Here is a 23,154-nt window from a genome sequence, read left to right on the forward strand (position 1 = left end):
ACAAGAAGTGAGAAAAAAACAATAAGCAAAAAAATAACACGCTATGGAGCAAAAAACTAAAGTACATGCAGAAGACGGCAAACAGGAAATACTCATAGCAAGAGACTTTGACTTGCCTCTGGAATTACTTTTCAGAGCATATACGGAGGCCGAATTGGTTGAACAATGGATGGGGACGAAAGTTATTAAACTGAAAAGTGAAAAACACGGAAGCTACCAGTTTGAAACCACCGACCGCCAAGGAAACAAATACAGTTTCAGCGGTGTGATCCACGAGTGTGTTCCCAATGAAAAAATAACGCGAACATTTGAAATGGAAAACACCCCATTTCCCGTTCAGGTGGAATTTTTGAAATTTGAAAAAAAGACCGAGAATACCAGTAAACTGCACATACATCAAATTTATAAGTCAGTCGCAGCTCGGGATGGGATATTAAAATTGCCCTTCACATTCGGGATTAATATGGCGCACAACAAACTACAGGAAATAGGAAGTAAATTAATTTAATAAATCATGACAAAGAGAAATAAAATAATTTATTGGGTAGCAACTGTTTGGCTTGCCCTCGGAATGACATCAACCGCAATAGTGCAACTGATTAAAATGGAAGAGGAAGTCACAAACTTCACAGATTTGGGGTATCCAATTTATTTAATGACCCTGCTTGGCGTATGGAAACTTTTAGGTGTTATCGCCATTCTTATTCCAAAATACCCCCTTTTAAAGGAATGGGCCTATGCAGGTTTTTTCTTTGCGATGTCTGGGGCGGTTATTTCGCATATAGCCGTCCAAGATGCAGCCATAACACTTTTCGGTCCCATATTGCTTCTTGTACTTACCGTAATATCTTGGTACTTTAGACCTGCCGAAAGAAGAATTAATGCTATTAAATAAGTATAATTATGAATCCAAAGGTAGTAGATAGGTTCTTGGACAGGGCCAAAAAATGGAAGGAAGAAATGAAATTGCTGCGGAAAATCTGTCTTGATTGCGGTCTGACCGAAGATTTTAAATGGATGCACCCCTGTTATACACTGAAAGGGAAGAATGTGGTTTTAATCCATGAATTTAAGGAGTATTGTGCGCTGTTATTTCACAAAGGGGCGCTTTTAAAGGATACGGAAAATATATTGGTGCGGCAGACCGAAAATGTACAGGCCGCCCGTCAAATTCGGTTTACCAATATTGATGAAATTATCACACTTGAATCCACAATCAAAGCTTATATATTTGAAGCGATTGAGGTTGAAAAAGCGGGGCTGGAAGTAAAGATGAAAAAGGTCTCCGAGTTCAATATGCCACAGGAACTGCAACAAAAATTCAAGGAAGACCCTGCTTTAAAAACTGCTTTTAAAGCCTTGACCCCGGGACGGCAACGTGGGTATTTATTGTATTTCTCCCAAGCAAAGCAATCAAAAACCCGGGTATCGAGAATTGAAAAGTATATCCCTAAAATTTTTGATGGGAAGGGAGTAAATGATAATTGAATAATATTTTAATCCGAGAACAGGTTGTTTTAAAAATAAACAGCTTAAAACTAAATCTTCCTAAAAATTTCGGAAAAACATAGATGAAACTGGGGATTTCATATCCATTTTTTAAATGAAAAACGATTAAAATAAGTGATGACTCGATGAATACCAAAACCTTACTTTCAAATTAAAAATCAATGCGTTACATTAATAATTAAATAACTGATATTAAAAACAAATGAGAAAATTATCGCTTTTTATCGCTACAAGTCTAGACGGATACATTGCCAAACCAGATGATGACCTTAGTTTCTTAAGTATAGTAGAAAAAGAAGGAGAAGATTATGGCTATGCCCAGTTTAACAAGAGCATTGATACTATAATTGTTGGTAGAAAAACCTATGATTATGTACTCAAGGAAATTGGTCCGTCGCACTATGATAATGGAGAAAGAGATGTATATGTTATAACGAGAACCGAAAAACCAGATACGGGTAAAACAATTTTCTATACAGAAAGCTTAAGCCAATTAGTAAAACAATTAAAAGTCAAAGACGGAAAAAATATTTATTGCGACGGCGGGGCAGAAGTAATAAATGAACTTTTAAGAAACGACCTGATTGACGAACTCATAATTTCAATTATTCCTATATTGGTAGGTAATGGAATAAGACTTTTTAATGATGGAAGACCAGAGCAAGAACTAGAGCTCGTAAACTCTAAAGCATTTGATACAGGCCTTGTGCAATTGTATTATAAGCGAAAAAAGAAATAGTCTTTCTGTTCCCAATAGCTTTTATGGAATATAAAAATAAATACACCATTAAAATGTTATATTGTCCATTATTATAAAATCCATTAGGATATTCCTATTGCCCGACCACCTCAATAATTCCTAATGCATTAAAAGCCCCGTCTTCCAAACTATAATACGCTCCATTTACTTCTTGATAAAATTCAATTCCAAGAACCAAGAAAATTGGCCAAGATAAATTTGGAGAAAGCTTAATGAATATAGTATCAATAGATACTGCATTTCCGTCATACGAAAGTATTCCACTATCCTTATGCGAAAACAAAAATTTTATTGTTTCAAAATTTAGTGCTGCTGCCCCGAATAAGATTTTAAAATGGGTTGTTCCCGTTGGAACTTTTATATCTGTTATTGGTCTAAATGAGTTTAATGTCAACAATATAATGCCAGATACTGGGTTGATTACAGTTTGAAAACTTATTTGAAGCGTGTTGTCCAACCGGGCGTTTATATTAAAATCAAATCCCTTTAGTAATCCCAATTCTCCTTGGGTAACGGTTCGCTTTCCTCGTTTGTTAGCGGGGTCAGCTTGTAAAACTTTTACCATTTTTTGGGTTAATCGCTGAACAGTCATACTGTCTTTGGCATTTTTGAGTACCGGACGAATAGCGTCTCTCAAAAGCTTCCCAGCCTTAGCCGCCCTCCCGAATTCCGAGGCGTTTTCCCGAGTACGCCGAAACCTAGGATCTCTTAATATTGTCTGCCTGTCAACCCCGGTCTTGGCACGTGCTAAAAATCCATAAAATGATTTGTAAAAGGAAATATCCCCAAGCGTCCCAACTAATTTCAATAATCCAACTTGTCTTGCCATATCATTAAATTTACAGTTGCCAGCAAAAATAATATGTCAACAAAAGCATTATTCACAACTTGGGTGCAACTTGGGTACGATTTTTAGGAAAAATGCCAAAAAAATAAATGAAATAATGCTTATGGATTGAAACCAATCTTGTTTCTGGACAAAGCTGAGACCATCCTCTCTCAATTTGACAATTCAAGCATTCCACAATTCAACAAATCCATACTAACTCCTCCAAACCTCAAAGATTACACAATTCAACACCCTATTAACCTCCTAATTAAAGTATGAATAGAGTATGAATAGAGTATGAATTAAGTATGAAGGGGTTGCCCGAAAGTTATACTCTGTCATCAAAATACCGTTTTAACACTGGAATTTGAACACAAAGCATTAATGCCAATAATAAAACTGCATATACCGTAATTTTTGAGGGTGTAAAAGCAGCTACTTCTTTGGAAATGGAATTACTTTTTATAAAATCAAAGCTAAGTACTGGTAAATCCAAAGGAGCGGGCTGTACCAAAAACCAGATATAAGCGGTGAATCCAATAACTATTGCGGCAATGGCAACCCAAATATATTTAGGGATCAAAGGGCGGTTACAGACAGCTGCGGCTTGTTCTTGCACATTTATCGCTGCCATTACTTTATCTGTAAATTGAAAGGAAGGTGTTTCCAAAGTGGTTTTTTGCATCACTTTCGCTGCCAATTGCTCTAAATCCTTAGCTTCTTGCTCGTTCATAATTTTGTATTGTTTCCGGTTCCAGCTTTTGTTTTAATATATTCCCAAGCCTTTTTCGCGCTCTGTGTATATTCACTTTTACTGTGTTTGCCTCCATATTCACAACTTTTGAAATCTCTTCCAAAGATAATTCCTCAAAGTAAAACAAGGTAAGTAAAAAACTGTCCTTGCTCGTTAATTGTTGCAAACATTCTTGAATGGTTTTTTGTTGTTCTTTTTCTTCCAAAACATCCAAGGCATTGCCTACAGTTTTTAGTTGATGCTCCGAAAAGGAGTCTATAGTTACTTCGTTATAGCGATTTTTGTTCTTTTTTATGCTGTCCAAACACGTATTGTACGCTACCTTATAAACCCAAGTTGACAATTTGGAATCTCCTTTAAACTTTGCCAAGGCTTTGTAAACTTTTATAAATGTGTCTTGTGAAACCTCTTCTGCTTCCTCCCGGTTTTTTAGCATTCGCAATGCCAAGGTGAACACCAAATCTTTATAACGATCCACCAATACCGCAAAAGCTTGGGTATTTCCTTCAATGATTTGATTGATAATAGCGGTTTCTTGGTCAGTGGTCATTTAATGATAAGACGACGGGTAACGAACTTAGGTTACAGACGATTGCTAAAAAAATAATTGACAAAGCCTGTAACCTAAATTGAAAAGGTGTCGTCATAACCTATGAACGCATTAAAATCAATCAATCAATTTAAAAACGAACAATCATGGGAGTAGAATTTATTATTATGCCGCTGTTTATTGGCGCTTTCTTCGGAATTTTTTATCTGCATTATTCCACACGTAATAAAGAACGAATGGCGCTTATAGAAAAAGGTGCGGATGCAAGTATTTTTGTAAAGGGAAAATCGCACACCGCACCAATTTGGAAGGTGCTTATTCTGAATTTGGCACTTTTGTTAATGGGAATAGGTGTGGGTATTTTTATCGCTTCCCTGCTTCACTACAACATGGGAGTAGAGCAAGAAGTGGCTTATCCGGGAACTATCTTTTTGATGGCGGGAATTGGTCTGTTTGCTGGTTTTACCATGACCAAGAATTTAGATAAAGAGTAAGTTAGAAAGATTGCTATTTCTACTTAAAGTTGAAAAAGTGTGACTTTGACAAGAGCACACTTTTTTTATAATACATATTGCGCTCTTTTCCATTGGGTTTAGTGCTTTTAAAGGGTATTCCTTTCTAAATCATTTGTAACGTAAACCATTATAATACGTCTTATTTGCAATCAAAAAATCATCAATCAAAATCAATCAAAACATGAAATCAAACAAAAACTCTTTAAGCAGAACCGCCTTTGTGGCGGTTATCGCCTTTGTGGCAACATTTACGGTTAGCTTTGCGCAAACAAAGACAACACAATTAGACGAACTTTTAAATAAATACACTGAATACGGGCAATTTAACGGTTCGGTATTGGTGGCAGACCACGGGAAAGTTATTTATAAAAAGGGATTTGGCTTGGCGAATAGGGAATGGGATATTCCCAACGCGCCCGATACCAAGCACCGTTTGGGGAGCATTACAAAACAGTTTACCGCTATGCTCATTATGCAGTTGGTAGCCGAAGGGAAGTTGGACTTACAGGCAACAATTTCCAAATATCTGCCAGATTATTCAAAAGTGAACGGTGAAAAAATTACAATTCACCAATTGCTGAATCACACTTCGGGAACGCCTAACTATACTTCGTTTCCAAATTTCTTTAAAGAATTGAGCCGCAATCCATACACCCCAACGGAAATGGTAAGGATGTATGCAGATTCTATCTTGGACTTTACACCTGGGGAACGGTTTTCATATAGCAATTCGGGTTATATAACCTTGGGAGCCATTATTGAAATGGTTACTGGGAAATCTTACGAAGAAGTTTTGCAGGAGAAAATTTTCACGCCTTTAAAAATGAATAATAGCGGCTATGACCATCACAATACGATTTTAAAAAAACGGGCAGCAGGCTATGAAATGAAGGGCAGTAAGCCTGAAAACGCACCTTATATAGATATGTCCACGCCCTATGCTGCTGGCTCAATGTATTCAACGGTAGAAGATTTATTTATTTGGGACCAAGCCTTGTACACCGAAAAATTGCTTCCGAAGAAATACAGGGATATGATGTATGAAAAATACGTGCCAGCCTTTGGACAATATTACGGTTATGGCTGGAGCGTTGGTTATTTCCCAGTCGGTAACACCAAAGACAGTACGGAAATAATTGGCCATGGCGGCGGAATTAACGGGTTCAACACGCTTATAACCCGAATGCCCAAGGAGAAATCGACCATCATTTTGTTAAACAATACAGGAAGAGCACCTTTGGAAGATATTACAATTGCCATAAATGGAATTTTGCACGGAGCAACTTATGATCTTCCGAAGCAATCCTTAGCCAATTTGGTTTATAAAGAGATTATAGATAAAGATTTAAAAGCTGGACTTGCATTTTATGAAAAAAATAAAGATTCAAAAGAGTATTCCAAATCTGAAAGCGAAATGAACACTATGGGCTACACACTTTTACAAGCTGGAAAGAAAAAGGAGGCAGAAGCAATTTTTAAATTAAATATGGAGGCCTTTCCAAAATCCGCTAATGTATATGACAGTTACGCGGAAGCCTTGATGGAGCAGGGAAAAAATGAGCTGGCAATCGCTAATTATAAAAAATCAATAGAGTTGAATCCCGGAAACCAAAACGGGATTGATATGCTAAAAAAGCTTGGCGTGGAAACTGAAGGTTTAGCAAAAGATGCAATTGTGCCTGATGCTGTTTTGGCAAGTTATGTGGGTAATTATGAACTGAAACCGGGTTTTATACTTACCATTACAAAAGAAGGAAGCCAACTGAAAGCACAAGCCACGGGGCAGCCTGATTTTGAAATATTTCCAAAAACGGAGACAGAGTTTTATGTGAAAGTAGTTACTGCGCAGATTACTTTTAATAAGAATAGCGCTGGAGTTGTTGAAAGCTTGACCTTGTTTCAAGGCGGGCAGGAGATTGTTGGTAAGAAAATTTAGTGACCTGTATACAGTATATGTTATATTAGCTTACGGGTTTATTTTTTAACCCGTAAGCTTTTTTCTTTTAAATAAATACAGATGAAAATTCACATAGAAACCGAACGTTTATTAATGCGTGATTTTATGGACGAGGATGTGCACGGCCTTTTTAGCTTGGATAGTGATTCGGAAGTACATAAATATTTGGGAAACAAGCCCATTACAACGTTGCAAGAAGCCCGTAAATATATCGACTTTGTAAAGCAACAATACCTTGATTACGGAATTGGCCGATGGGCAGTTGTTGAAAAAGAAAGTGGAGATTTTATTGGCTGGAGTGGATTTAAATATAATACCGAAACTTTAAATGCCAGAACAAATTATTACGATATTGGCTATAGATTGATAAAAAAATATTGGGGTAAGGGTTATGCCACCGAAACTGCTATAGCTTCATTATATTATGGATTTTCAGAACTTGGTTATAATGAAATTGTAGGCATTGCCGATGTTGCAAATACGGCCTCGAATATTATTTTGCAAAAAATAGGTTTGATCAAAAGGAATGAATTTATTCACGAAGCAACACTTCTTAATTTTTATTCCCTGACAAAAAGTGAATGGAAAATAATTAATAACCAATAAATGCAAATAAAACCCAAACAACAGTATTTAAAAGGAAAATCGGTTTTTATAGTTTCATTGTTAGTTATTGCAGTAACGGTGCTTACTGTATATTTTACAGGCGTAAACTACAATAGGTCGTTAACCGTCAACCTCTATGCTTCTTTAGCTATTATCGGCACTGCTTTATTTTTGTTTATGTCCTACGGCTTGTATAAAGGTGTGGATGTTGTTGATGATTTTCCGAATTTCAGAGGCTTTAGATCTGGAGATTTTTACAGCGGGCATGTCCCTTTTGATGCAGACATTCCAAGTTCGGATATAGGTGATGGATGGGAAGGTATCGTGGTTTCTATTTTTATGTGGATAGCGATGACAATACTGCTATTTGTGCTCTTAATAATTTTGGAAGTTGTTTTCTGGGTATCACTGTTTGTAATACTTATGATGCTTTATTGGCTTTTTTTTAGAGCGTTAAAACTAGTTTTCAGCAAATCAAAAGATACGCAAGGCGATATAGGGATTTCAGCATTATATGCTTTTGGGTACACCGCTTTGTATGTTGGTTGGATTTTTGGGATAGTTTATCTTTCAGAAGTGTTTGGGTGATTTATTTCTAAGAGGTTTTAGGCCCAACTCCCTTATATTTCGTAAATTTGCAACTTCGTTTTTTATTTATTAAACCATACTCATGACTAATATAATTTTGTTTGGCCCTCCCGGAGCGGGAAAAGGCACACAGGCTACTTTTTTGAAAGATAAATACAATTTGGTGCATATCTCTACCGGAGACGTTTTTAGGTATAATATGAATAATGACACCGAACTTGGCACTTTAGCAAAAAGCTATATTGAAAAAGGCCAGTTGGTGCCTGATGAAATAACCATAGATATGTTGAGCAACGAAGTTGACAAAAACTGTGATGCCAATGGATTTATTTTTGACGGTTTCCCCAGAACGGAGGCACAGGCGGAAGCCCTTGGCCATTTGATGGACGATAAAGACACGCAAATTGACGCCATGGTTGCATTGGAAGTTGACGATGAGGTTTTGGTGGAGCGTTTACTTGAACGTGGCAAAACAAGCGGAAGAGCAGACGATGCGGACGAGAGCATCATCCGTAACCGTATAAAAGTATATTACAACGAAACCGCTATTTTGAAAAGCTATTACGAAAAGCAAAACAAATATTACGGCGTTGATGGGGTAGGAAGTATTGAAGAGATTACTGAACGATTAAGTAAAGTTATAGATAGTTTGTAGTTTATAGTCTGGGGTTGCCCAACAATAAACAATAAACAATAAACAATAAAAAGTGACTGAAGGCAATTTTGTAGATTACGTAAAGGTTCATATTACCTCCGGAAAAGGAGGGCAAGGCAGTAAGCACATGCGGCGCGAAAAATATATTCCCAAAGGTGGGCCAGATGGTGGCGATGGTGGTCGCGGCGGACACGTAATTGTGAAAGCTAACAAAAACCTTTGGACGTTATACCATTTAAAATTTAAAAGACATTTTAAGGCCGAACACGGCGAGCACGGCAGTAAACAAACCAGTACGGGTGCTGATGGTGCCGATGTGTACATTGAAGTGCCATTGGGCACGGTAGTCCGCGATAAGGAAACCGAAGAAATACTTTTTGAACTAACGGAGGACGGCGAAGAAAAAATTGTTGCAAAAGGGGGTCGCGGTGGCTTGGGGAATGCCCATTTTAAAACTGCAACCAATCAAACACCACGCTATTCGCAACCTGGCGAAGAAGGTTTGGAAGCAGATATTATTCTTGAACTAAAAATACTTGCCGATGTAGGTTTGGTAGGATTTCCGAATGCGGGAAAATCTACTTTACTTTCTGTGATTACTGCAGCCAAACCGAAGATTGCCAATTACGAATTCACCACGCTAAAGCCCAACTTGGGCATCGTGGAATATCGCGATTTTAAAACTTTTGTAGTTGCAGATATCCCAGGAATTATTGAAGGGGCCGCAGAAGGTAAAGGTATTGGCCACCGTTTTCTTCGCCATATTGAACGAAATTCTACTTTGCTGTTTTTAATTCCCGCCGATGCGCCGGATATTAAGGAACAGTACGATATTTTAGTCGATGAATTGCGCCGTTACAATCCGCAACTTTTGGATAAGGAACGTTTGGTAGCCATCAGCAAAAGCGATATGCTGGACGATGAGCTAAAAGCCGAAATGAAAAAGATTCTCGACAAACAGTTTAAAGGCATTCCGTATCTCTTTATTTCTTCTGTTGCCCAACAAGGTTTGACGGAGTTGAAGGATAAGCTTTGGGCGATGCTGAACTAGAGCGAATGTCAGGTCGAGCGCAGTCGAGACCTCTTCTTAATTGTAAATCTGATAGATAATAACCCCTCGACTGCGCTCGGGGAGACAATTCAACTTTTCTTAAAATTTCTTTTATAAATCTTTTTTCTAATTCCTATAATGAAAATAGGTTGAATAATTCATTGGTATTCAGTCTATTTGCCTGTAATTTTTACTGCCTTAATTTATTTCACATCATACTTCAGTATATCCGAGGGTGAATTTTTGACGTTCACATCATTTATGCCCATCGCGCGGCTTCTTCCTTTAATTTAGTGTCTGTAAAAATACCTGATCAGTGTTTACCAGTTTGAAAAACAAGTTATTAATCCTAAAAATTATCAGTTATGAAAACGCTAATTATTTCCATTATGTTAAGTTTTACCGCAGCGGTAATCAGTGCCCAAGAGGTTACAGTTCTAGACGAGGCGAGATTGTTTTATGCGCCACTAAATGTAACAGTTGCGCAGGACGGTGACAGTTATACTTATAACATTAAAGAAAGCCAGTCCCGCCAGTTTGCAAGAGATCCTATTGGGTTTATGAAAGCAAATTTTGACATTCAAAGCTTTATTACCCAGACTGCACGCAAGAAATATCACGCCTATTTGGTAACATTTAATAGCGCCAACGGTTCTTTGGAAGCAGATTTTGATAAAGAAGGTAAACTGCTGGAAACCCGCCAACAGTTTAAAAATGTACTGTTATCGGCTAATATTCGCAACAATGTGTACAAAGACCACCAAGGGTACACCTTGACCAAGGCAAATTATTCTGCCCGCACTAAAGGCGAAATCTTGGCCAATGCCACCTATAAAATCAAACTTGAAAACGGAAAGGACAAACAGACCCTAAAAATTGACGCCAGAGACAGTGGGGTTGGGGTTGCCGTTAATTAAAAGATTATGGTTGCAATTTATGAAAAGGCTGTCAGAGAACAACTGTACTGATGGTCTTTTTATAGGTTGATCGAACTCTTAATTTCAAAATGAAAAAATGTTGGACGATTGAATTTTGAATATCTTTACTTTACAAAACACCACTTTATAACAACCAGTAAATAGCCAATAATGATAAAAGCACTTGTGATAGACGATGAAGAGCTCGCCCGAAAAAGGGTGCTCTACCTGCTACGGCAAGTGCCGGATGTGGAAGTTTTGGGCGAATGTTCCAACGGAAAAAGCGCCATTCTCGATATAGACCAAAAACGTCCCGACCTCATTTTTTTGGATATAAATATGAAGGATATGAACGGGTTTGAAGTGTTGAAAAAAATAACCCTATCGCCAAAACCGATTGTTATTTTCGTTACAGCTTATGACAATTACGCGCTTAAAGCATTTGATGTGGATGCTTTTGATTTTCTGCTGAAACCCTTTAAGGACGAACGTTTCTTTAGAACAATTGAAAAAGTCAGGAAAATTTCAGCAAATGAAGCCGATGAAAATTTTGAGAAACGCATTATTGAGCTTTTCAATTTATACAAAAGTAAATCACAAAAAACCGCTGCGCTTGAAAAACTGCCCATAAAGCAGGGAAACAAAACCATACTCATTAATCCTGTCGATATAATGTACATTACGGCATCGGGCAGTTATGCTGAAATTTTTGTTGAAGATAAAAAATACGTACTCCGCGAAACTCTAAACAATCTATGTGAATCTTTGGACAGCAATAAATTTATTAGGGTTCACAGGTCGAGCATTGTAAATCTGCAGCATGTGAAGGAAATAGTGCATTCAGAATTTTCTGAAATTGATGCCCGAATGAATGATAATACACTATTGCGCATCAGCAAGTCCTATAAAAAGAACTTTCTGGAAAAAGTAGGAATATGAAGAAAAATTACAATATAAAGAAGAAATACATAGACCTAAAATTAGTGCTGCTGTTAGCCGGGTTTTATGCGTTGTTTGATTTGGTTTTGATAGCAAAGACGGCATATATGCAGGTTTTTGGAATGGATTCAATGAAAAGCTTTTCATGGTCGCGTTTCTTGCTGGACAATCTGCTTTTTGACTATATAATCGTAGTGAGTTTTATGACGTTGATCGCCATAAGTACCAAGCGGTTTCTGCGGAAAAATTACTCCTGGACTAAAATCATTTCAACTCATATTCTGTTTTCGTTGTTGATTGGGATCGTAATACGGCTGGTAGTTGACCTTTATTACATTATGCTAGGACGCGTAAGTTTTGCCGAATATGATTTTGAGAGCAGCATTTTTAGATTTATGTATGTAATAGACCTGAATTTCCTAATTTATTTTGCGATGGTCTTTATTATTTACACCTATTACTATGTAAAAGAGGTGAAAAAGGCTGAAAAAAAACAAGGCAAATTGGAAGCGCAATTGGTAAGCACCCGTATGAAAATGCTCTCTTCACAATTGCAGCCCCATTTTCTTTTTAACACCTTGAATTCAATTTCCGTACTAACCGATATTGATGCCAGTAAAGCTAAAGATACAATCGCAGACTTGAGTGATTTTTTAAGGGAGATATTGTATGACAATGACAGCAACCGCATTCCGCTGGAAAAAGAACTCCGCATTTTGGAATTCTATCTCAATATTATTAAAGTTCGGTTTTCCGATCATTTAAAAATAACAACGGAGATAGATGACTCATTGCTTCACAAAATGGTGCCGGCGCTACTGTTACAGCCCATTCTCGAGAATTCCATAAAACACGGGTATGATTTTAACCATACCGATTTGGAGATTCTCGTAAAAATTTACGCAGAAGGAAAAACCTTGATAATAAAGGTTGAAAATAATGGCGCACCCGTTGAAGTGGGCCACACACTATTGCTAAAACGAGGTATGGGATTGGCTAATATTAATGATCGTTTAGAGAACCTTTACGGCAACAATTATTTTTTTGAAGTAAGAAATAAAATTGACGGTTCGGGTGTAGAAACTTTGATTGAAATCCCCATCGAGAATTGACCAAAGTGGTAAAATATTAAACCGCCGGAAATCATTCTCTTTAAGGATGATTTTTCACAATTTTAACCTTTCATAAAATCCAAGCACTTTGTTTTTGCGTATTTTTAATGAAAAGAAAAATGCAATGAAGCTCCTCTCAATTTTAATACTCTCCATATTCCTTGTTTCCTGTGGCGCCACTGTGGCCGTAGATTATGATAAGCAAGTGGATTTTTCAAAATACAACAGCTACAATTATTTCCCAAATATAGATTCTGGACTTAATGAATTGGATGATAACCGTATTATACAAATTACAGATAGTCTGCTCCAACAACGTGGTTTTATAAAAAGTGAAGCTCCCCAGATTTATGTCAATTTTTACGCACGCGAAAGTGTTTCCAGTTCCCGAAACACCATCGGCATTGGTATTGGCAGCGGGGGCGGGAATGTTGGCGTAGGCGTTAGCGGCGGAATTCCAATTGGCGGAAATGTAATTAACCAACAATTGACCATGGATTTTATAGACGTTGAAAAAGACGATTTGGTGTGGCAAGCCGTAGCCGATGGCGAAATGAAAGAGCGCTTCACGCCACAACAGAAAGAAGCATATTATATGACCGTTGTTCAGAAAATATTGGCGAAATATCCACCGAAAAACAGTAGTCAGTAGTCAGTAGTACACAGTAATCAGTCTTTTAATTTCAAAACTTGAACTATATCTATTTCTTTAAAAAAATATCGCTTCTTCTTTATCTGCTTCCTTTGTTCGCTATTGCCCAAAACAACTATCAAGAAGCGGAGGAATATTTCAAGCAGGAAAATTTCAGCAAGGCAAAACCTATTTTTGAGAACTATTTGAAACAAAATCCCGGTGATAAAAAAACCCGGGAATATTTGGGTGATATTGCCGCTTATGGCAAAAATTGGGACATGGCCATTTCCTATTACGAAGCCTTGGTGCAGGATGAGCCGAGCAATGCCAACTATCATTTTAAATACGGTGGCGCAATGGGGCTGAAGGCGATGTCCATCAGTAAAATTCGCGCTGTTGCTTACATTGGCGACATAAAACACGAACTGGAACAGGCTGCAAAACTGGACTCTAAACATATAGAAGCGCGTTGGGCGCTGATAGAATTTTACATTCAATTACCCGGTATTTTTGGCGGAAGCGAAAACAAAGCAATTGATTATGCAACTGAATTGGGCAAGATTTCTAAAGTTGATGGGTATCTCGCCAATGGATATATTGCCGAATATACTGATAGACCAAAGGATGCGGAGCGTTATTACAAAAAAGCGATTGAAGTAGGCGGTTCGCCACATACTTATGAAAAACTTTCAAATCTGTATGAAAAGAATAACCAACCTAAAGAGGCGATTGTCACAAATTCCGAAGCATTAAAAAAACACAAACGAAACCAGCTCAATTACCAAATCGGGAAAATTTCTGCGCAGTACAATTTGGAGCCCGAATACGGTATTGAATGCCTAAGCCAATATCTGGCCAACTATTCCATAAAAGATGGCGTGCCCAAAGATTGGGCATATTACCGTTTGGCTCAGATTTATAAAAATCTCGGAAAAAAGGAAATCGCCCTTACTTGGATAAATAAGGCATTAATTGACCGGACAGATTTTAAAGAAGCACAACAGGAAAAATCTCTCATTTTAGCACTTTAATTTGAAAGAGAAAATTCCCCCTTTGAAGGGGGCGGGAGGGATGTTTTAACTTTGTATCTTTACATCTAAACTCATAAACTCTTCAACTAAAAAATGAGAATCCACTTTATAGCCATAGGCGGCAGCGCGATGCACAATCTTGCATTGGCATTACATCAAAAAGGAGATACGGTAACCGGAAGCGACGATGAGGTTTTTGAGCCTTCAAAAAGTAGGTTGAAAAGCAAAGGTTTGTTGCCCGAAAAAGAAGGATGGTTTCCCGAAAAATTGACTTTAGAAATTGATGCCGTTATTCTCGGAATGCACGCCAAAGCAGACAATCCCGAACTATTAAAAGCGAAGGAACTCGGTTTAAAAATCTACAGTTACCCAGAATTTCTTTACGAACAATCCAAAAACAAAACCCGAGTGGTTATTGGTGGTTCCCACGGAAAAACGACTATTACTTCGATGATTCTGCACGTGATGAACTATCACGGAAAAGATGTGGATTATATGGTGGGCGCCCAATTGGAAGGGTTTGACACGATGGTGAAAATTACCGATGACAATGATTTTATGGTAATTGAAGGCGATGAATACCTTTCCTCTCCCATAGACCGTCGCCCAAAATTCCATCTTTACAAGCCTAATATTGCTTTGTTGAGTGGCATTGCGTGGGACCACATCAACGTTTTTCCAACCTATGAAAACTATGTGGAGCAGTTTGAAATTTTTCTAAAGGAAATAACCAATGGCGGTGCAATCATTTACAATGAAGAAGACGCTGAGGTTAAACGTGTGGTTGAAGCTGCAACAAATCCCATAAAAAAATATCCGTACCAAACTCCCGAATATTCCGTGGAAGACGGAACCACCCTTTTGGAAACTCCCGAAGGCCCGATGCCTGTTGAAATCTTTGGAAAGCACAATTTGAACAACTTGGAGGGCGCCCGCTGGATCTGCCAATTGATGGGCGTGGATGCCGATGATTTTTACGAAGCCATTGCGACTTTTAAAGGCGCTAGCAAACGTTTGGAAAAAATTGCCGAAACCAAAACGGCAGTTGCTTATAAGGATTACGCACATTCGCCAAGCAAAGTGAAAGCGACAACCGAAGCCGTAAAAAACCAATATCCCGACAGGAAACTCATCGCCTGTTTAGAGCTTCACACATACAGCAGCCTAAACCCAGAATTTTTAAAAGAATACAAAGGAACGCTGGATGCGGCGGATAGTGCGGTGGTCTTCTACTCTCCGCATGCCGTATTAATAAAACAGTTGGAAGAAATAAAAGGCGAACAAATTGACGAAGCTTTTGACCGACAGGATTTGGTGGTTTTTACAAATCCGGCCGATTTTAAAACCTATCTTTTTTCACAGGATTACGATAATACTTGCTTGCTTTTAATGAGTAGCGGCAATTATGGTGGGTTGGATTTTGAGGATGTAAAAAATTATTTGAAATAGAAAAATGCTCCAAAAGGGATTTTTACGAAATAGGGGAAAATTAAATATTTCAAAAAAACGTTTTTGGTTAAGTGTAGCTCTTGGTTTTTCAGCTTCATTTTCCTTTTATACATTTCTCTGCTTTATCCGATTTCTGCCTAGATTGCTTGATTTCGGAAGAGCAAATTATGCTGTTATTACAGAACCTTCGGATCGATATTGGGAAAATTTTAATTTTGCGATAATATCTTTGGTATTGGGAAATGCCTTATTTCTATTAAATCTTTTCCGTAAGCCAGATATTAATCCGGTACCAAGTAATGTGAGAATAGAAATAATAAACGATCAGCGTTTTTTGCACTTTAACTTTTCCTATCTCTTGTTAAAACTAGGTTTTATGGTTTCATTCTTTTCTATCTCTATGGAAACAAAAATTTCTGAAATGAAGTTTATACTAGTTTTGGTTGCAATTGTATTTTTTTTGGAAAGCTGGAAATCATTACTAAAATATTTCAAAATAAAAGTTTACAAGCCGTTATTTTTGAATCTTTCTGTAATATTTGCCATTGCTTTTTGCTTCGCTTTTACTTCGGTATTTCCTGAAAAAAAAATGGAAGCTATTCAGATAAGTTCAAACCCTTTTGTGGATTTACCTATTTCTGATTTTGCAGATGAAGATTATATGCCCTTTAGGTTGAATAATTTAAAGATATATAAAGAAAATAATCAATTGCTCTATAAATTGGAAGATGAAAAAATTGAAGATTTCGATTTGTTGGGCGATTATCTAAAAGAAGAAATATCTGAAGCATATAGAAATAAACTTAGTATTGTGCTTTTGATGCCCCAGGATATTTCTATGGATAAATTAGTCAAACTGGAGAATTTACTAAGCGGTCTGGGATATCGATTTATAAAATATATTACAAAATTTAGTGATAAAAATCTCATAAGCAGATTCGACAATCGTGGTTTGGTTAAGGAGTTGCATTATATAAATACGCCAAATTCAGTATCAAATATTCCACTTCCTCCGGTACCGAAGTATACTGATGTGACTAAAACAATACAAGTTCATTTAGGGGAAAAAGTATATTCTTTTGAAAATGAAAAAGTCAAAGAAGATGATTTAGTTGAATATTTTGTAAAACATATTGATAGTGCTACACAGTTTAATTATGTTTTTAATAATAACAGTACTTACCAATCATATATAACTTTATTTGCATCTCAAAAACAGGCAATTCAGGATTTGAGATATAATGATCAAAGTGTTGAATTGAAATTTGGGGAAAGTTTTAGCCCGCTAAATAGAAAGGAATATGAAAAGGATCAAGAAAGACTTTTTAATAAATTCCCTCTTCTTATTACTGAAACTTACACTGAATAGGTTATTCGTAAATACCATCAATAAAACCCGAAACATCCTTTCGGGATTTTCCTATTAATTCCTGTTTCGCATTCTCAAAATCCTGAGCATTTTTATCCTGCGAAAGCTTAAACTTTCCTTCCAAATTAATTATTTCAATTTCAAAAGCTTGGATATAATTTAACAAACGCTCCATTCTCGGATCGTCTTTTTTTAGAATGAATTTTTGTTCGCTGCCTTCCAAAAACTCAGTCATATCCAGCATGGTTTGCTTTATTGCTTCTGGCTCATTTATAAGTTGAAGTTTTCCAGTAACGTGGACAATGATATAATTCCACGTTGGTAATTGTGCCGTTGTGTAAATACTGGGTGAAATATAAGTATCGGGACCTTTAAAAACCACGGTAACTTCAGCCTCATCTTTTAAAGTTTCCAGTTGCTGATTGTTTCGGTCTAAATGAGCGACTAATTTTCTTGAAGTTTCGTTATAAATAAAAGGAATGTGCGTAACAAACGGTTTTCCATCCTTCGCAGTAACCAATATTCCCAAAGGGAAATTTTTGATTACGGAAATCATTTTTTCAATATCGTGGCTTTGGTGGTGCGGCGGTGGATACATTTATTTAGGCATTAGGCATTAGGCATTAGGCATTAGGCATTAGGCATTGGACATTTCTATGTGAAGCTCTGTCGTAAAACTATTTCACAAAGTTGCACAAAGAAACTCAAAGTTTCATAAAGTTTTTACGCTTTGGAAGTCAGCGATTTAAAAAACACAAACCCAAACCCTACGCAAAGCATTAAGTGAAATGGAAACAATCCAAAATCACCGCCTTGGTCGCCAACTATGAAAGCGCTGTACATTCCAAACGCGAAATAAAGCATCAAGACTCCTTCAATAATCACGTTTGGCGAAATGTTTTTGGTAATGTATTTATTGCCTTTCCAGCTTTCCTTTAAAGAGCTAATGTTGAATTTCGGGGTACGGATAAATTCGCTTTTCTTCCCAAAATGCCCTTCCAAAACCGCAATGGAATTATGTAGCGAAAAGCCCATCGCCACAGAAAAAAACGTAAAAAACATTGCTGAATATTTCAGGAATCTTTTAAACCCGCCGCCATAAATGCTTTTGTAGGTAAACCAATAACAGATAAAAAAGATGATGGTGCTTATCACAAAAAAGCTCATCACATAAAAATACATTTTTAAGTGTTCGTATTCATTTTTTATATAAAGCATCGGAATACTCAAGATTGCAACAATCAAAATGTTCAAAAACATGGTGCTGTTCAGCAAATGTAGAAAACTGTGAATCTTAGTTTTGATTGAAATATCCTTGCTTTTAAAAACACGCCAAGCCATTTTTTGAAAATTTTCGGCGCCGCCTTTGTTCCATCTAAATTGTTGCGAACGCGCTGCACTAATAACTACGGGAAGTTCCGCAGGTGTTTCCACTGCTTCCAAATATTTAAATTTCCACTTTTTAAGCTGTGCGCGGTAGCTGAGGTCTAAATCTTCGGTCAGCGTGTCGCCTTCCCAATTTCCTGCATCAAGTATGCATTCTTTACGCCAAACGCCCGCCGTTCCATTAAAATTTATAAAATGTCCTTTGCTGTTTCTGCCAACCTGCTCCAAAGTGAAATGTGCATCGAGCGCAAAAGCTTGTACTCGTGTGAGAATTGAGTAATCGCGATTTAAATGCCCCCAACGGGTTTGCACCACGCCAATTTCTTCATCCTTAAAATATGGAATGGTGTTTTTTAACCAGTTTTTCTTCGGAAGAAAATCTGCATCAAATATTGCAACGTATTCACCTTTTGCAATCTTTAAACCTTCCTTTAGTGCCCCTGCTTTAAAGCCTTCACGGTTTTTTCTGGTCACATGTTGAATATCCAATCCTGTTTTCCGAAGCGCTTCAATATGCTTTGCGGTTTCTTCAAAAGATTCATCGGTACTATCGTCCAAAACTTGTATTTCCAGCTTTTCCTTTGGGTAATCCATTTCTGCAATGTTGCTCAGCAAACGATCCATTACATATAATTCGTTATAAACTGGCAGTTGGATAGTTACATAGGGAATTTCCTCTTCTTTGGAAAAATCGAACGTTGGTGAGTTTTTATGATGTTTTCGGGCACTTAAATAATTAAAAAGCAAATTGAGCTGCGCCAAAGCATACATAAAGATAAGAAGCAGGGCAACGGAATAAACAACAATAATTAAGGATTCAAGAATCATTTTTTGAAGCTGTATTTAAAGATCCAGGTCAGGATTTTTATACCCGCAAAGATAGTACCTTTTACCGTACCCGAAACTTTTGAAACTCCTATCCGGTTTCGGTATTTTACGGGAACTTCAACATAGGTGAATTTTTTCTTCAATACTTTCAGTTGCATTTCTACGGTCCAGCCGTAGGTTTTGTCTTGCATATTAAGCTGAAGTAGCTTTTCATATTTTATAGCCCGAAACGGTCCAAGATCAGTAAATGTTGAGTTGAAAAAAAGACGCATCAGTTTGGTGGCCAGTTTATTGCCGAAGCGCTGCGGAAAGGTCATAGAACCATTTTCACGAAGACTCCTAACGCGGGCACCCACAACAAAATCGACGTTTTTTTCAATTATTGGTGCTATAATTTTCAACATTTCCGAAGGATAATCGCTGTAATCGCCATCGAGAAAAACCAAAATATCTGGTTTAATTTTTTCTTCTGAAATGTATTCCATTCCTTTTAAACAAGCGTTTCCATAACCGGCATTGGGTTGAAAAAGCACGGTTGCGCCTGCGTTTTTGGCAACTTTTGCCGTAGCGTCTGAAGAGTTATTGTCCACCACAATTATTTCTGAAACCATTTCCGGGATTTCGGCAATCACCTTCCCGATGGAGCCTTCTTCGTTATAAGCGGGAATGATTACTTTAATAATTTTGGACATTAAAACATGTGAATTTATGGACTGCGAATTTCAGAAAAATATATGACATTCCGTTTGACGAAGTATCTTCTTAAACCTGACAGCTCTATACTGCGAACTGCAACTGAATACTGCTACTTATTTACATAGTTCATCAAATCCACGTCATTCCCAAGTAGAATTTCGTTGGAATCAATCCGCTTTTCAAGTGGTCCATTTTCAAGTTTCAAAACGCCGCGCGGACAAACTGCTGAACAAATGCCGCAGCCAACGCAGCTGGAACGAACAATGTTTTCACCTTTTTGGGCGTAGGCACGAACGTCAATGCCCATTTCGCAATAGGTGGAGCAATTGCCGCAGGAAATGCATTGTCCGCCGTTTGTGGTAATTCTGAAACGTGAAAACAAACGTTGCTGAAACCCAAGTATTGCAGCCATTGGGCAACCAAAACGACACCAAACACGACTACCAAAAATGGGGTAGAAGCCAACGCCTATCACTCCGCTAAACACAGCTCCGATCAAAAAACCGTATGATTGGCGAAGCGTTTCTGCATTAAACAAAAACAAAGTTTTTCCTGTAGCGAAATGAAGTCCAACCAAAGAAAGAATTATCACCAAATATGCGATGGAACCTATTCGTGCATCTTTTTGAAGTTCTTCTCTTTTGAAAATCCAAACCCCTGTAAAAACGAGCGTTAAAAGTGTTGCCACACATATGAGAAAAACATCTTTTGTCAACCAATATTTTGAACTGTCGTCACCCAAATAGGAATGCACGACCGCCGTGGTCATCAAAACCACAAAGACCAGCACACTGTGAATAACCCAGCGTTCCACTTTCCAGGCAACTTGTCTTTTATCGCTCAAATGCCGGAATGGATCTCCGGCAGTTTCAGCCAAACCGCCGCAACCACAAACCCACGAGCAGTACCAACGTTTGCCGTATTTATAGGTCAAAATTGGGGTAATTACAAAGATTGATACAACACCGAAAATTAAAAGCCCCAAACCAATATCGCCTGCGGAAATAAATTCATCCACACGGTATTGTTCAAAATTGTAATAATTGAGGGGCCAAATATTTTTTAGGTCGTAATAGGGAAGTTTAAATGAATCGCTATTTAATCTTTGCATCAATTCAGGAATCAAAAACGCAAAGCCCAATTGAAAAAACATAACGGAAAACGTTCGAAGTTTTTCGTATTTGTTATGGCGGTATTTTAAAATGAATTTTATGCCAAAAGCCAAGATTGCCAAAGTATAAAGCGTTCCATAAACAAACCATTGACTGGCAGGACCGCCGTTCAGCAATTTGCTCAACGGATCAAAAAGAGCAACAATTGCTTTGTTATCTCCATCTTTCACTAAACCCAAATATTGCGGAAACCAGTACAGCACAACGTAGAAAAGTGTAACGGTAATTCCCAAGACCCAAGCCCAAAATCCACGGCTGGAAAGCGATTTAAAATAGACACCATCATTTTTAATTCCTTCGTGTTTGTTTTGATAAGCAGCGATTGAAAACCAAATAATACCTACGGCAATCATTCCTAAAGAAGTGCTTAACCACAATGTTTTGTTGGGAAAATTTAGATTGAAAAGTGCCAAAAAGAGCAATGCCAACCCTATCAAGCCTATGGCCGAGGCAAGTTTTTGCTGGGTGTTTATTGTTTTTGGCGGTTCGCCAGTTAAGGACATATTTCGTTGAACAGTGCTCATAAATTATACACTTATAGTTTGATTGGCATATGCTGTTTGAATTTCTTTTTCATAATTTTTGAAGAATTCAGGATCAAAATTGGCCTGTTTCAGATTTTCAATTACATAATCCACACTTCGTTTTTCGTTCAGCCATTTATCAAAAACTTCGTGTTTCATCCGTATTCCGAAAGTGTTTATCCCCAGAAATTCATTGGAGTTTTTATTACATGAAATCGTTACGCATCGAAGGTCGCTCGCACACTTCCAGTGGAATTGGGCTTCGTAATCCTTCAGTTTACTTTCAGAAAAAACCCAACCGTAGGTTTGGTATTCAATATCAAAAAACTTGGCGCTGTTAAACCAATTTCCAGGATTGTACTCAAATGGTTTTCCGCAAATGGTTTGGGCTAATGCTTCGCCCATCATTCGTCCGGTGTACCAAACTGCCTCAATGGGCGGGCGATTGCCGATAGGCTCGCGCTGTTGTGCACAATCGCCAATGGCATAAACATTTTCGATGTTTGTTTCCAGTTTTCTGTTCACTAAAATCCCTTTGTCAGTTTCAATTTTTGAATTTTTCAGAAAGGAAATCTGCGGTTTTACGCCCGTAGTAATCCCAACCACGCAGCAAGGTATTTCCTCGCCATCTTTGGTTACAATGGCACGTACATTTCCTTTATCATCGCCTAAAATTTTATCAAGTTCAGCATTGTGACGAAGATCAACGCCATGGGAAATTACGTGACTCGAAATCATTTCTGCCTCTGGTTTTGGAAGTGTGCCGGCCCAAAAGGCAGACTCACGGACGAGCATTGTTACTTCAATCTTTCGGGTGCGGAGCATTTCGGCCATTTCAACGCCAATCAATCCGCCGCCAACAATTACTGCTCGTGGGCATTCTTTGTTGTTTGGAGCGTTTTTTTCAAGATTTTCCAAATCCTGTTTCGAAACCAAACCTTGCACACCGTTCAGTTCCAAACCTTCCCACCCAAAAGTATTGGTGGTGGAACCTGTTGCAATTATAAGTTTGTCATAAGTGATTGATCCGCCCTCTTTAAAATGAAGTGTTTTGTTATTGGTATCAACTGTTTCAACGTATGCTTTTTTAAGTTCCAGTCTGTTTTTTTTCCAAAACCAAGATTCATAAGGTTCAATGTCGCGCCAGCGCATATGGCCCATATATACATACATCAATGCTGTGCGGGAAAAAAAATGATCTGTTTCTGCGGAAATTATGGTTACTTTTTTATCGGAAAGTTTTCGGATGTGCCTAGCGGCAGTAATCCCAGCAATCCCGTTGCCAATAATGACGATATGCTCCATAATTTGGAAGTTATTTTG

General features: G+C 37.7%; 25 protein-coding genes. 17 read left to right on the forward strand and 8 right to left on the reverse strand.

Annotated elements, in window-relative coordinates:
• The first annotated feature begins 43 nt into the window (after positions 1-43).
• From A7A78_RS06710 to A7A78_RS06725, 4 genes are all read left to right on the forward strand, one after another.
• Positions 44-508, forward strand: a complete 465-nt coding sequence (locus A7A78_RS06710; RefSeq protein WP_068761677.1) for an SRPBCC family protein — start codon at positions 44-46, stop codon at positions 506-508.
• Between the two features lie 6 nt (positions 509-514).
• Positions 515-895 (forward strand): DoxX family protein, encoded by a 381-nt coding sequence (locus A7A78_RS06715; protein WP_068761678.1) that lies wholly within the window; start codon positions 515-517, stop codon positions 893-895.
• A gap of 8 nt (positions 896-903) precedes the next feature.
• A complete protein-coding gene (locus A7A78_RS06720; RefSeq protein ID WP_068761679.1) occupies positions 904-1,488 on the forward strand; it encodes a YdeI/OmpD-associated family protein in 585 nt (194 codons plus the stop codon).
• A gap of 223 nt (positions 1,489-1,711) precedes the next feature.
• The gene (locus A7A78_RS06725; RefSeq protein WP_068761680.1) at positions 1,712-2,248 is read left to right on the forward strand and encodes a dihydrofolate reductase family protein; all 537 of its coding nucleotides are present in this window, start codon (positions 1,712-1,714) and stop codon (positions 2,246-2,248) included.
• Between the two features lie 94 nt (positions 2,249-2,342).
• Here A7A78_RS06725 and A7A78_RS06730 read toward each other — a convergent pair whose 3' ends face one another.
• From A7A78_RS06730 to A7A78_RS06740, 3 genes are all read right to left on the reverse strand, one after another.
• The gene (locus A7A78_RS06730; protein ID WP_068761681.1) at positions 2,343-3,098 is read right to left on the reverse strand and encodes a hypothetical protein; all 756 of its coding nucleotides are present in this window, start codon (positions 3,096-3,098) and stop codon (positions 2,343-2,345) included.
• 328 nt (positions 3,099-3,426) lie between these two features.
• Entirely contained in the window at positions 3,427-3,831 is a 405-nt protein-coding gene (locus A7A78_RS06735; protein ID WP_068761682.1) for a hypothetical protein, read from the reverse strand.
• Entirely contained in the window at positions 3,812-4,402 is a 591-nt protein-coding gene (locus A7A78_RS06740; protein WP_068761683.1) for an RNA polymerase sigma factor, read from the reverse strand. The genes A7A78_RS06735 and A7A78_RS06740 overlap by 20 nt, the downstream gene beginning before the upstream one ends.
• A gap of 146 nt (positions 4,403-4,548) precedes the next feature.
• On the opposite strand from A7A78_RS06740, the gene A7A78_RS06745 reads away from it, so the two are divergent.
• The 13 genes from A7A78_RS06745 to A7A78_RS06805 all read left to right on the forward strand — a co-directional run bounded on the left by A7A78_RS06745 (position 4,549) and on the right by A7A78_RS06805 (position 17,225).
• On the forward strand, positions 4,549-4,896 hold the full coding sequence (locus tag A7A78_RS06745) for a DUF6249 domain-containing protein (RefSeq protein WP_068761684.1): 348 nt from the start codon (positions 4,549-4,551) through the stop codon (positions 4,894-4,896).
• Positions 4,897-5,098: 202 nt separating this feature from the next.
• Positions 5,099-6,853: a serine hydrolase gene (locus A7A78_RS06750; protein ID WP_068761685.1), complete on the forward strand. Its 1,755-nt coding sequence runs from the start codon at positions 5,099-5,101 to the stop codon at positions 6,851-6,853.
• Positions 6,854-6,934: 81 nt separating this feature from the next.
• Positions 6,935-7,480, forward strand: a complete 546-nt coding sequence (locus tag A7A78_RS06755; protein WP_068761686.1) for a GNAT family N-acetyltransferase — start codon at positions 6,935-6,937, stop codon at positions 7,478-7,480.
• On the forward strand, positions 7,481-8,068 hold the full coding sequence (locus A7A78_RS06760; protein WP_242649257.1) for a hypothetical protein: 588 nt from the start codon (positions 7,481-7,483) through the stop codon (positions 8,066-8,068).
• A gap of 82 nt (positions 8,069-8,150) precedes the next feature.
• Positions 8,151-8,723: an adenylate kinase gene (locus A7A78_RS06765; RefSeq protein WP_068761687.1), complete on the forward strand. Its 573-nt coding sequence runs from the start codon at positions 8,151-8,153 to the stop codon at positions 8,721-8,723.
• A 52-nt stretch (positions 8,724-8,775) separates the two neighbouring features.
• Positions 8,776-9,774 (forward strand): GTPase ObgE, encoded by a 999-nt coding sequence (gene obgE, locus A7A78_RS06770; protein WP_068761688.1) that lies wholly within the window; start codon positions 8,776-8,778, stop codon positions 9,772-9,774.
• Positions 9,775-10,139: 365 nt separating this feature from the next.
• Complete coding sequence (locus tag A7A78_RS06775; protein WP_068761689.1) at positions 10,140-10,691, forward strand: hypothetical protein; 552 nt, start codon at positions 10,140-10,142, stop codon at positions 10,689-10,691.
• Positions 10,692-10,862: 171 nt separating this feature from the next.
• On the forward strand, positions 10,863-11,630 hold the full coding sequence (locus A7A78_RS06780; RefSeq protein WP_242649258.1) for a LytR/AlgR family response regulator transcription factor: 768 nt from the start codon (positions 10,863-10,865) through the stop codon (positions 11,628-11,630).
• Complete coding sequence (locus A7A78_RS06785) at positions 11,627-12,742, forward strand: sensor histidine kinase (protein WP_068761690.1); 1,116 nt, start codon at positions 11,627-11,629, stop codon at positions 12,740-12,742. Before A7A78_RS06780 ends, A7A78_RS06785 begins: the two co-directional genes overlap by 4 nt.
• A 124-nt stretch (positions 12,743-12,866) precedes the next feature.
• Entirely contained in the window at positions 12,867-13,394 is a 528-nt protein-coding gene (locus A7A78_RS06790; protein ID WP_068761803.1) for a DUF4136 domain-containing protein, read from the forward strand.
• A gap of 38 nt (positions 13,395-13,432) precedes the next feature.
• On the forward strand, positions 13,433-14,407 hold the full coding sequence (locus tag A7A78_RS06795; protein ID WP_242649259.1) for a tetratricopeptide repeat protein: 975 nt from the start codon (positions 13,433-13,435) through the stop codon (positions 14,405-14,407).
• A gap of 93 nt (positions 14,408-14,500) precedes the next feature.
• The gene (locus A7A78_RS06800) at positions 14,501-15,856 is read left to right on the forward strand and encodes a UDP-N-acetylmuramate--L-alanine ligase (protein ID WP_068761691.1); all 1,356 of its coding nucleotides are present in this window, start codon (positions 14,501-14,503) and stop codon (positions 15,854-15,856) included.
• 4 nt (positions 15,857-15,860) lie between these two features.
• On the forward strand, positions 15,861-17,225 hold the full coding sequence (locus A7A78_RS06805; protein WP_068761692.1) for a hypothetical protein: 1,365 nt from the start codon (positions 15,861-15,863) through the stop codon (positions 17,223-17,225).
• A gap of 1 nt (position 17,226) precedes the next feature.
• Here A7A78_RS06805 and A7A78_RS06810 read toward each other — a convergent pair whose 3' ends face one another.
• From A7A78_RS06810 to A7A78_RS06830, 5 genes are all read right to left on the reverse strand, one after another.
• Complete coding sequence (locus A7A78_RS06810) at positions 17,227-17,823, reverse strand: FMN-binding negative transcriptional regulator (protein ID WP_068761693.1); 597 nt, start codon at positions 17,821-17,823, stop codon at positions 17,227-17,229.
• Between the two features lie 125 nt (positions 17,824-17,948).
• Complete coding sequence (locus A7A78_RS06815; RefSeq protein ID WP_068761694.1) at positions 17,949-19,439, reverse strand: cellulose synthase family protein; 1,491 nt, start codon at positions 19,437-19,439, stop codon at positions 17,949-17,951.
• Positions 19,436-20,131 (reverse strand): glycosyltransferase family 2 protein, encoded by a 696-nt coding sequence (locus A7A78_RS06820; RefSeq protein WP_068761695.1) that lies wholly within the window; start codon positions 20,129-20,131, stop codon positions 19,436-19,438. Before A7A78_RS06820 ends, A7A78_RS06815 begins: the two co-directional genes overlap by 4 nt.
• A 113-nt stretch (positions 20,132-20,244) precedes the next feature.
• Positions 20,245-21,831, reverse strand: a complete 1,587-nt coding sequence (locus A7A78_RS06825) for a 4Fe-4S binding protein (protein ID WP_068761696.1) — start codon at positions 21,829-21,831, stop codon at positions 20,245-20,247.
• A 3-nt stretch (positions 21,832-21,834) separates the two neighbouring features.
• The gene (locus A7A78_RS06830; protein WP_068761697.1) at positions 21,835-23,136 is read right to left on the reverse strand and encodes an NAD(P)/FAD-dependent oxidoreductase; all 1,302 of its coding nucleotides are present in this window, start codon (positions 23,134-23,136) and stop codon (positions 21,835-21,837) included.
• Positions 23,137-23,154: the final 18 nt, after the last annotated feature.

The organism is Aequorivita soesokkakensis, from assembly GCF_001641085.1.
Classification (GTDB): Bacteria; Bacteroidota; Bacteroidia; order Flavobacteriales; family Flavobacteriaceae; genus Aequorivita; species Aequorivita soesokkakensis.

Excerpts from the sequence above, each read along its gene's own strand:
- A7A78_RS06830 (WP_068761697.1), bottom strand. The coding sequence starts at position 23,136 with ATGGAGCATATCGTCATTATTGGCAACGGGATTGCTGGGATTACTGCC.
- A7A78_RS06800 (WP_068761691.1), top strand. The coding sequence starts at position 14,501 with ATGAGAATCCACTTTATAGCCATAGGCGGCAGCGCGATGCACAATCTT.
- A7A78_RS06805 (WP_068761692.1), top strand. The coding sequence starts at position 15,861 with ATGCTCCAAAAGGGATTTTTACGAAATAGGGGAAAATTAAATATTTCA.
- A7A78_RS06820 (WP_068761695.1), bottom strand. The coding sequence starts at position 20,131 with ATGTCCAAAATTATTAAAGTAATCATTCCCGCTTATAACGAAGAAGGC.
- A7A78_RS06755 (WP_068761686.1), top strand. The coding sequence starts at position 6,935 with ATGAAAATTCACATAGAAACCGAACGTTTATTAATGCGTGATTTTATG.
- A7A78_RS06715 (WP_068761678.1), top strand. The coding sequence starts at position 515 with ATGACAAAGAGAAATAAAATAATTTATTGGGTAGCAACTGTTTGGCTT.
- A7A78_RS06815 (WP_068761694.1), bottom strand. The coding sequence starts at position 19,439 with ATGATTCTTGAATCCTTAATTATTGTTGTTTATTCCGTTGCCCTGCTT.
- A7A78_RS06745 (WP_068761684.1), top strand. The coding sequence starts at position 4,549 with ATGGGAGTAGAATTTATTATTATGCCGCTGTTTATTGGCGCTTTCTTC.
- A7A78_RS06765 (WP_068761687.1), top strand. The coding sequence starts at position 8,151 with ATGACTAATATAATTTTGTTTGGCCCTCCCGGAGCGGGAAAAGGCACA.
- A7A78_RS06810 (WP_068761693.1), bottom strand. The coding sequence starts at position 17,823 with ATGTATCCACCGCCGCACCACCAAAGCCACGATATTGAAAAAATGATT.
- A7A78_RS06790 (WP_068761803.1), top strand. The coding sequence starts at position 12,867 with ATGAAGCTCCTCTCAATTTTAATACTCTCCATATTCCTTGTTTCCTGT.
- A7A78_RS06775 (WP_068761689.1), top strand. The coding sequence starts at position 10,140 with ATGAAAACGCTAATTATTTCCATTATGTTAAGTTTTACCGCAGCGGTA.
- A7A78_RS06780 (WP_242649258.1), top strand. The coding sequence starts at position 10,863 with ATGATAAAAGCACTTGTGATAGACGATGAAGAGCTCGCCCGAAAAAGG.
- A7A78_RS06720 (WP_068761679.1), top strand. The coding sequence starts at position 904 with ATGAATCCAAAGGTAGTAGATAGGTTCTTGGACAGGGCCAAAAAATGG.
- A7A78_RS06740 (WP_068761683.1), bottom strand. The coding sequence starts at position 4,402 with ATGACCACTGACCAAGAAACCGCTATTATCAATCAAATCATTGAAGGA.
- A7A78_RS06710 (WP_068761677.1), top strand. The coding sequence starts at position 44 with ATGGAGCAAAAAACTAAAGTACATGCAGAAGACGGCAAACAGGAAATA.
- A7A78_RS06735 (WP_068761682.1), bottom strand. The coding sequence starts at position 3,831 with ATGAACGAGCAAGAAGCTAAGGATTTAGAGCAATTGGCAGCGAAAGTG.
- A7A78_RS06730 (WP_068761681.1), bottom strand. The coding sequence starts at position 3,098 with ATGGCAAGACAAGTTGGATTATTGAAATTAGTTGGGACGCTTGGGGAT.
- A7A78_RS06760 (WP_242649257.1), top strand. The coding sequence starts at position 7,481 with ATGCAAATAAAACCCAAACAACAGTATTTAAAAGGAAAATCGGTTTTT.
- A7A78_RS06825 (WP_068761696.1), bottom strand. The coding sequence starts at position 21,831 with ATGAGCACTGTTCAACGAAATATGTCCTTAACTGGCGAACCGCCAAAA.
- A7A78_RS06725 (WP_068761680.1), top strand. The coding sequence starts at position 1,712 with ATGAGAAAATTATCGCTTTTTATCGCTACAAGTCTAGACGGATACATT.
- A7A78_RS06785 (WP_068761690.1), top strand. The coding sequence starts at position 11,627 with ATGAAGAAAAATTACAATATAAAGAAGAAATACATAGACCTAAAATTA.
- A7A78_RS06750 (WP_068761685.1), top strand. The coding sequence starts at position 5,099 with ATGAAATCAAACAAAAACTCTTTAAGCAGAACCGCCTTTGTGGCGGTT.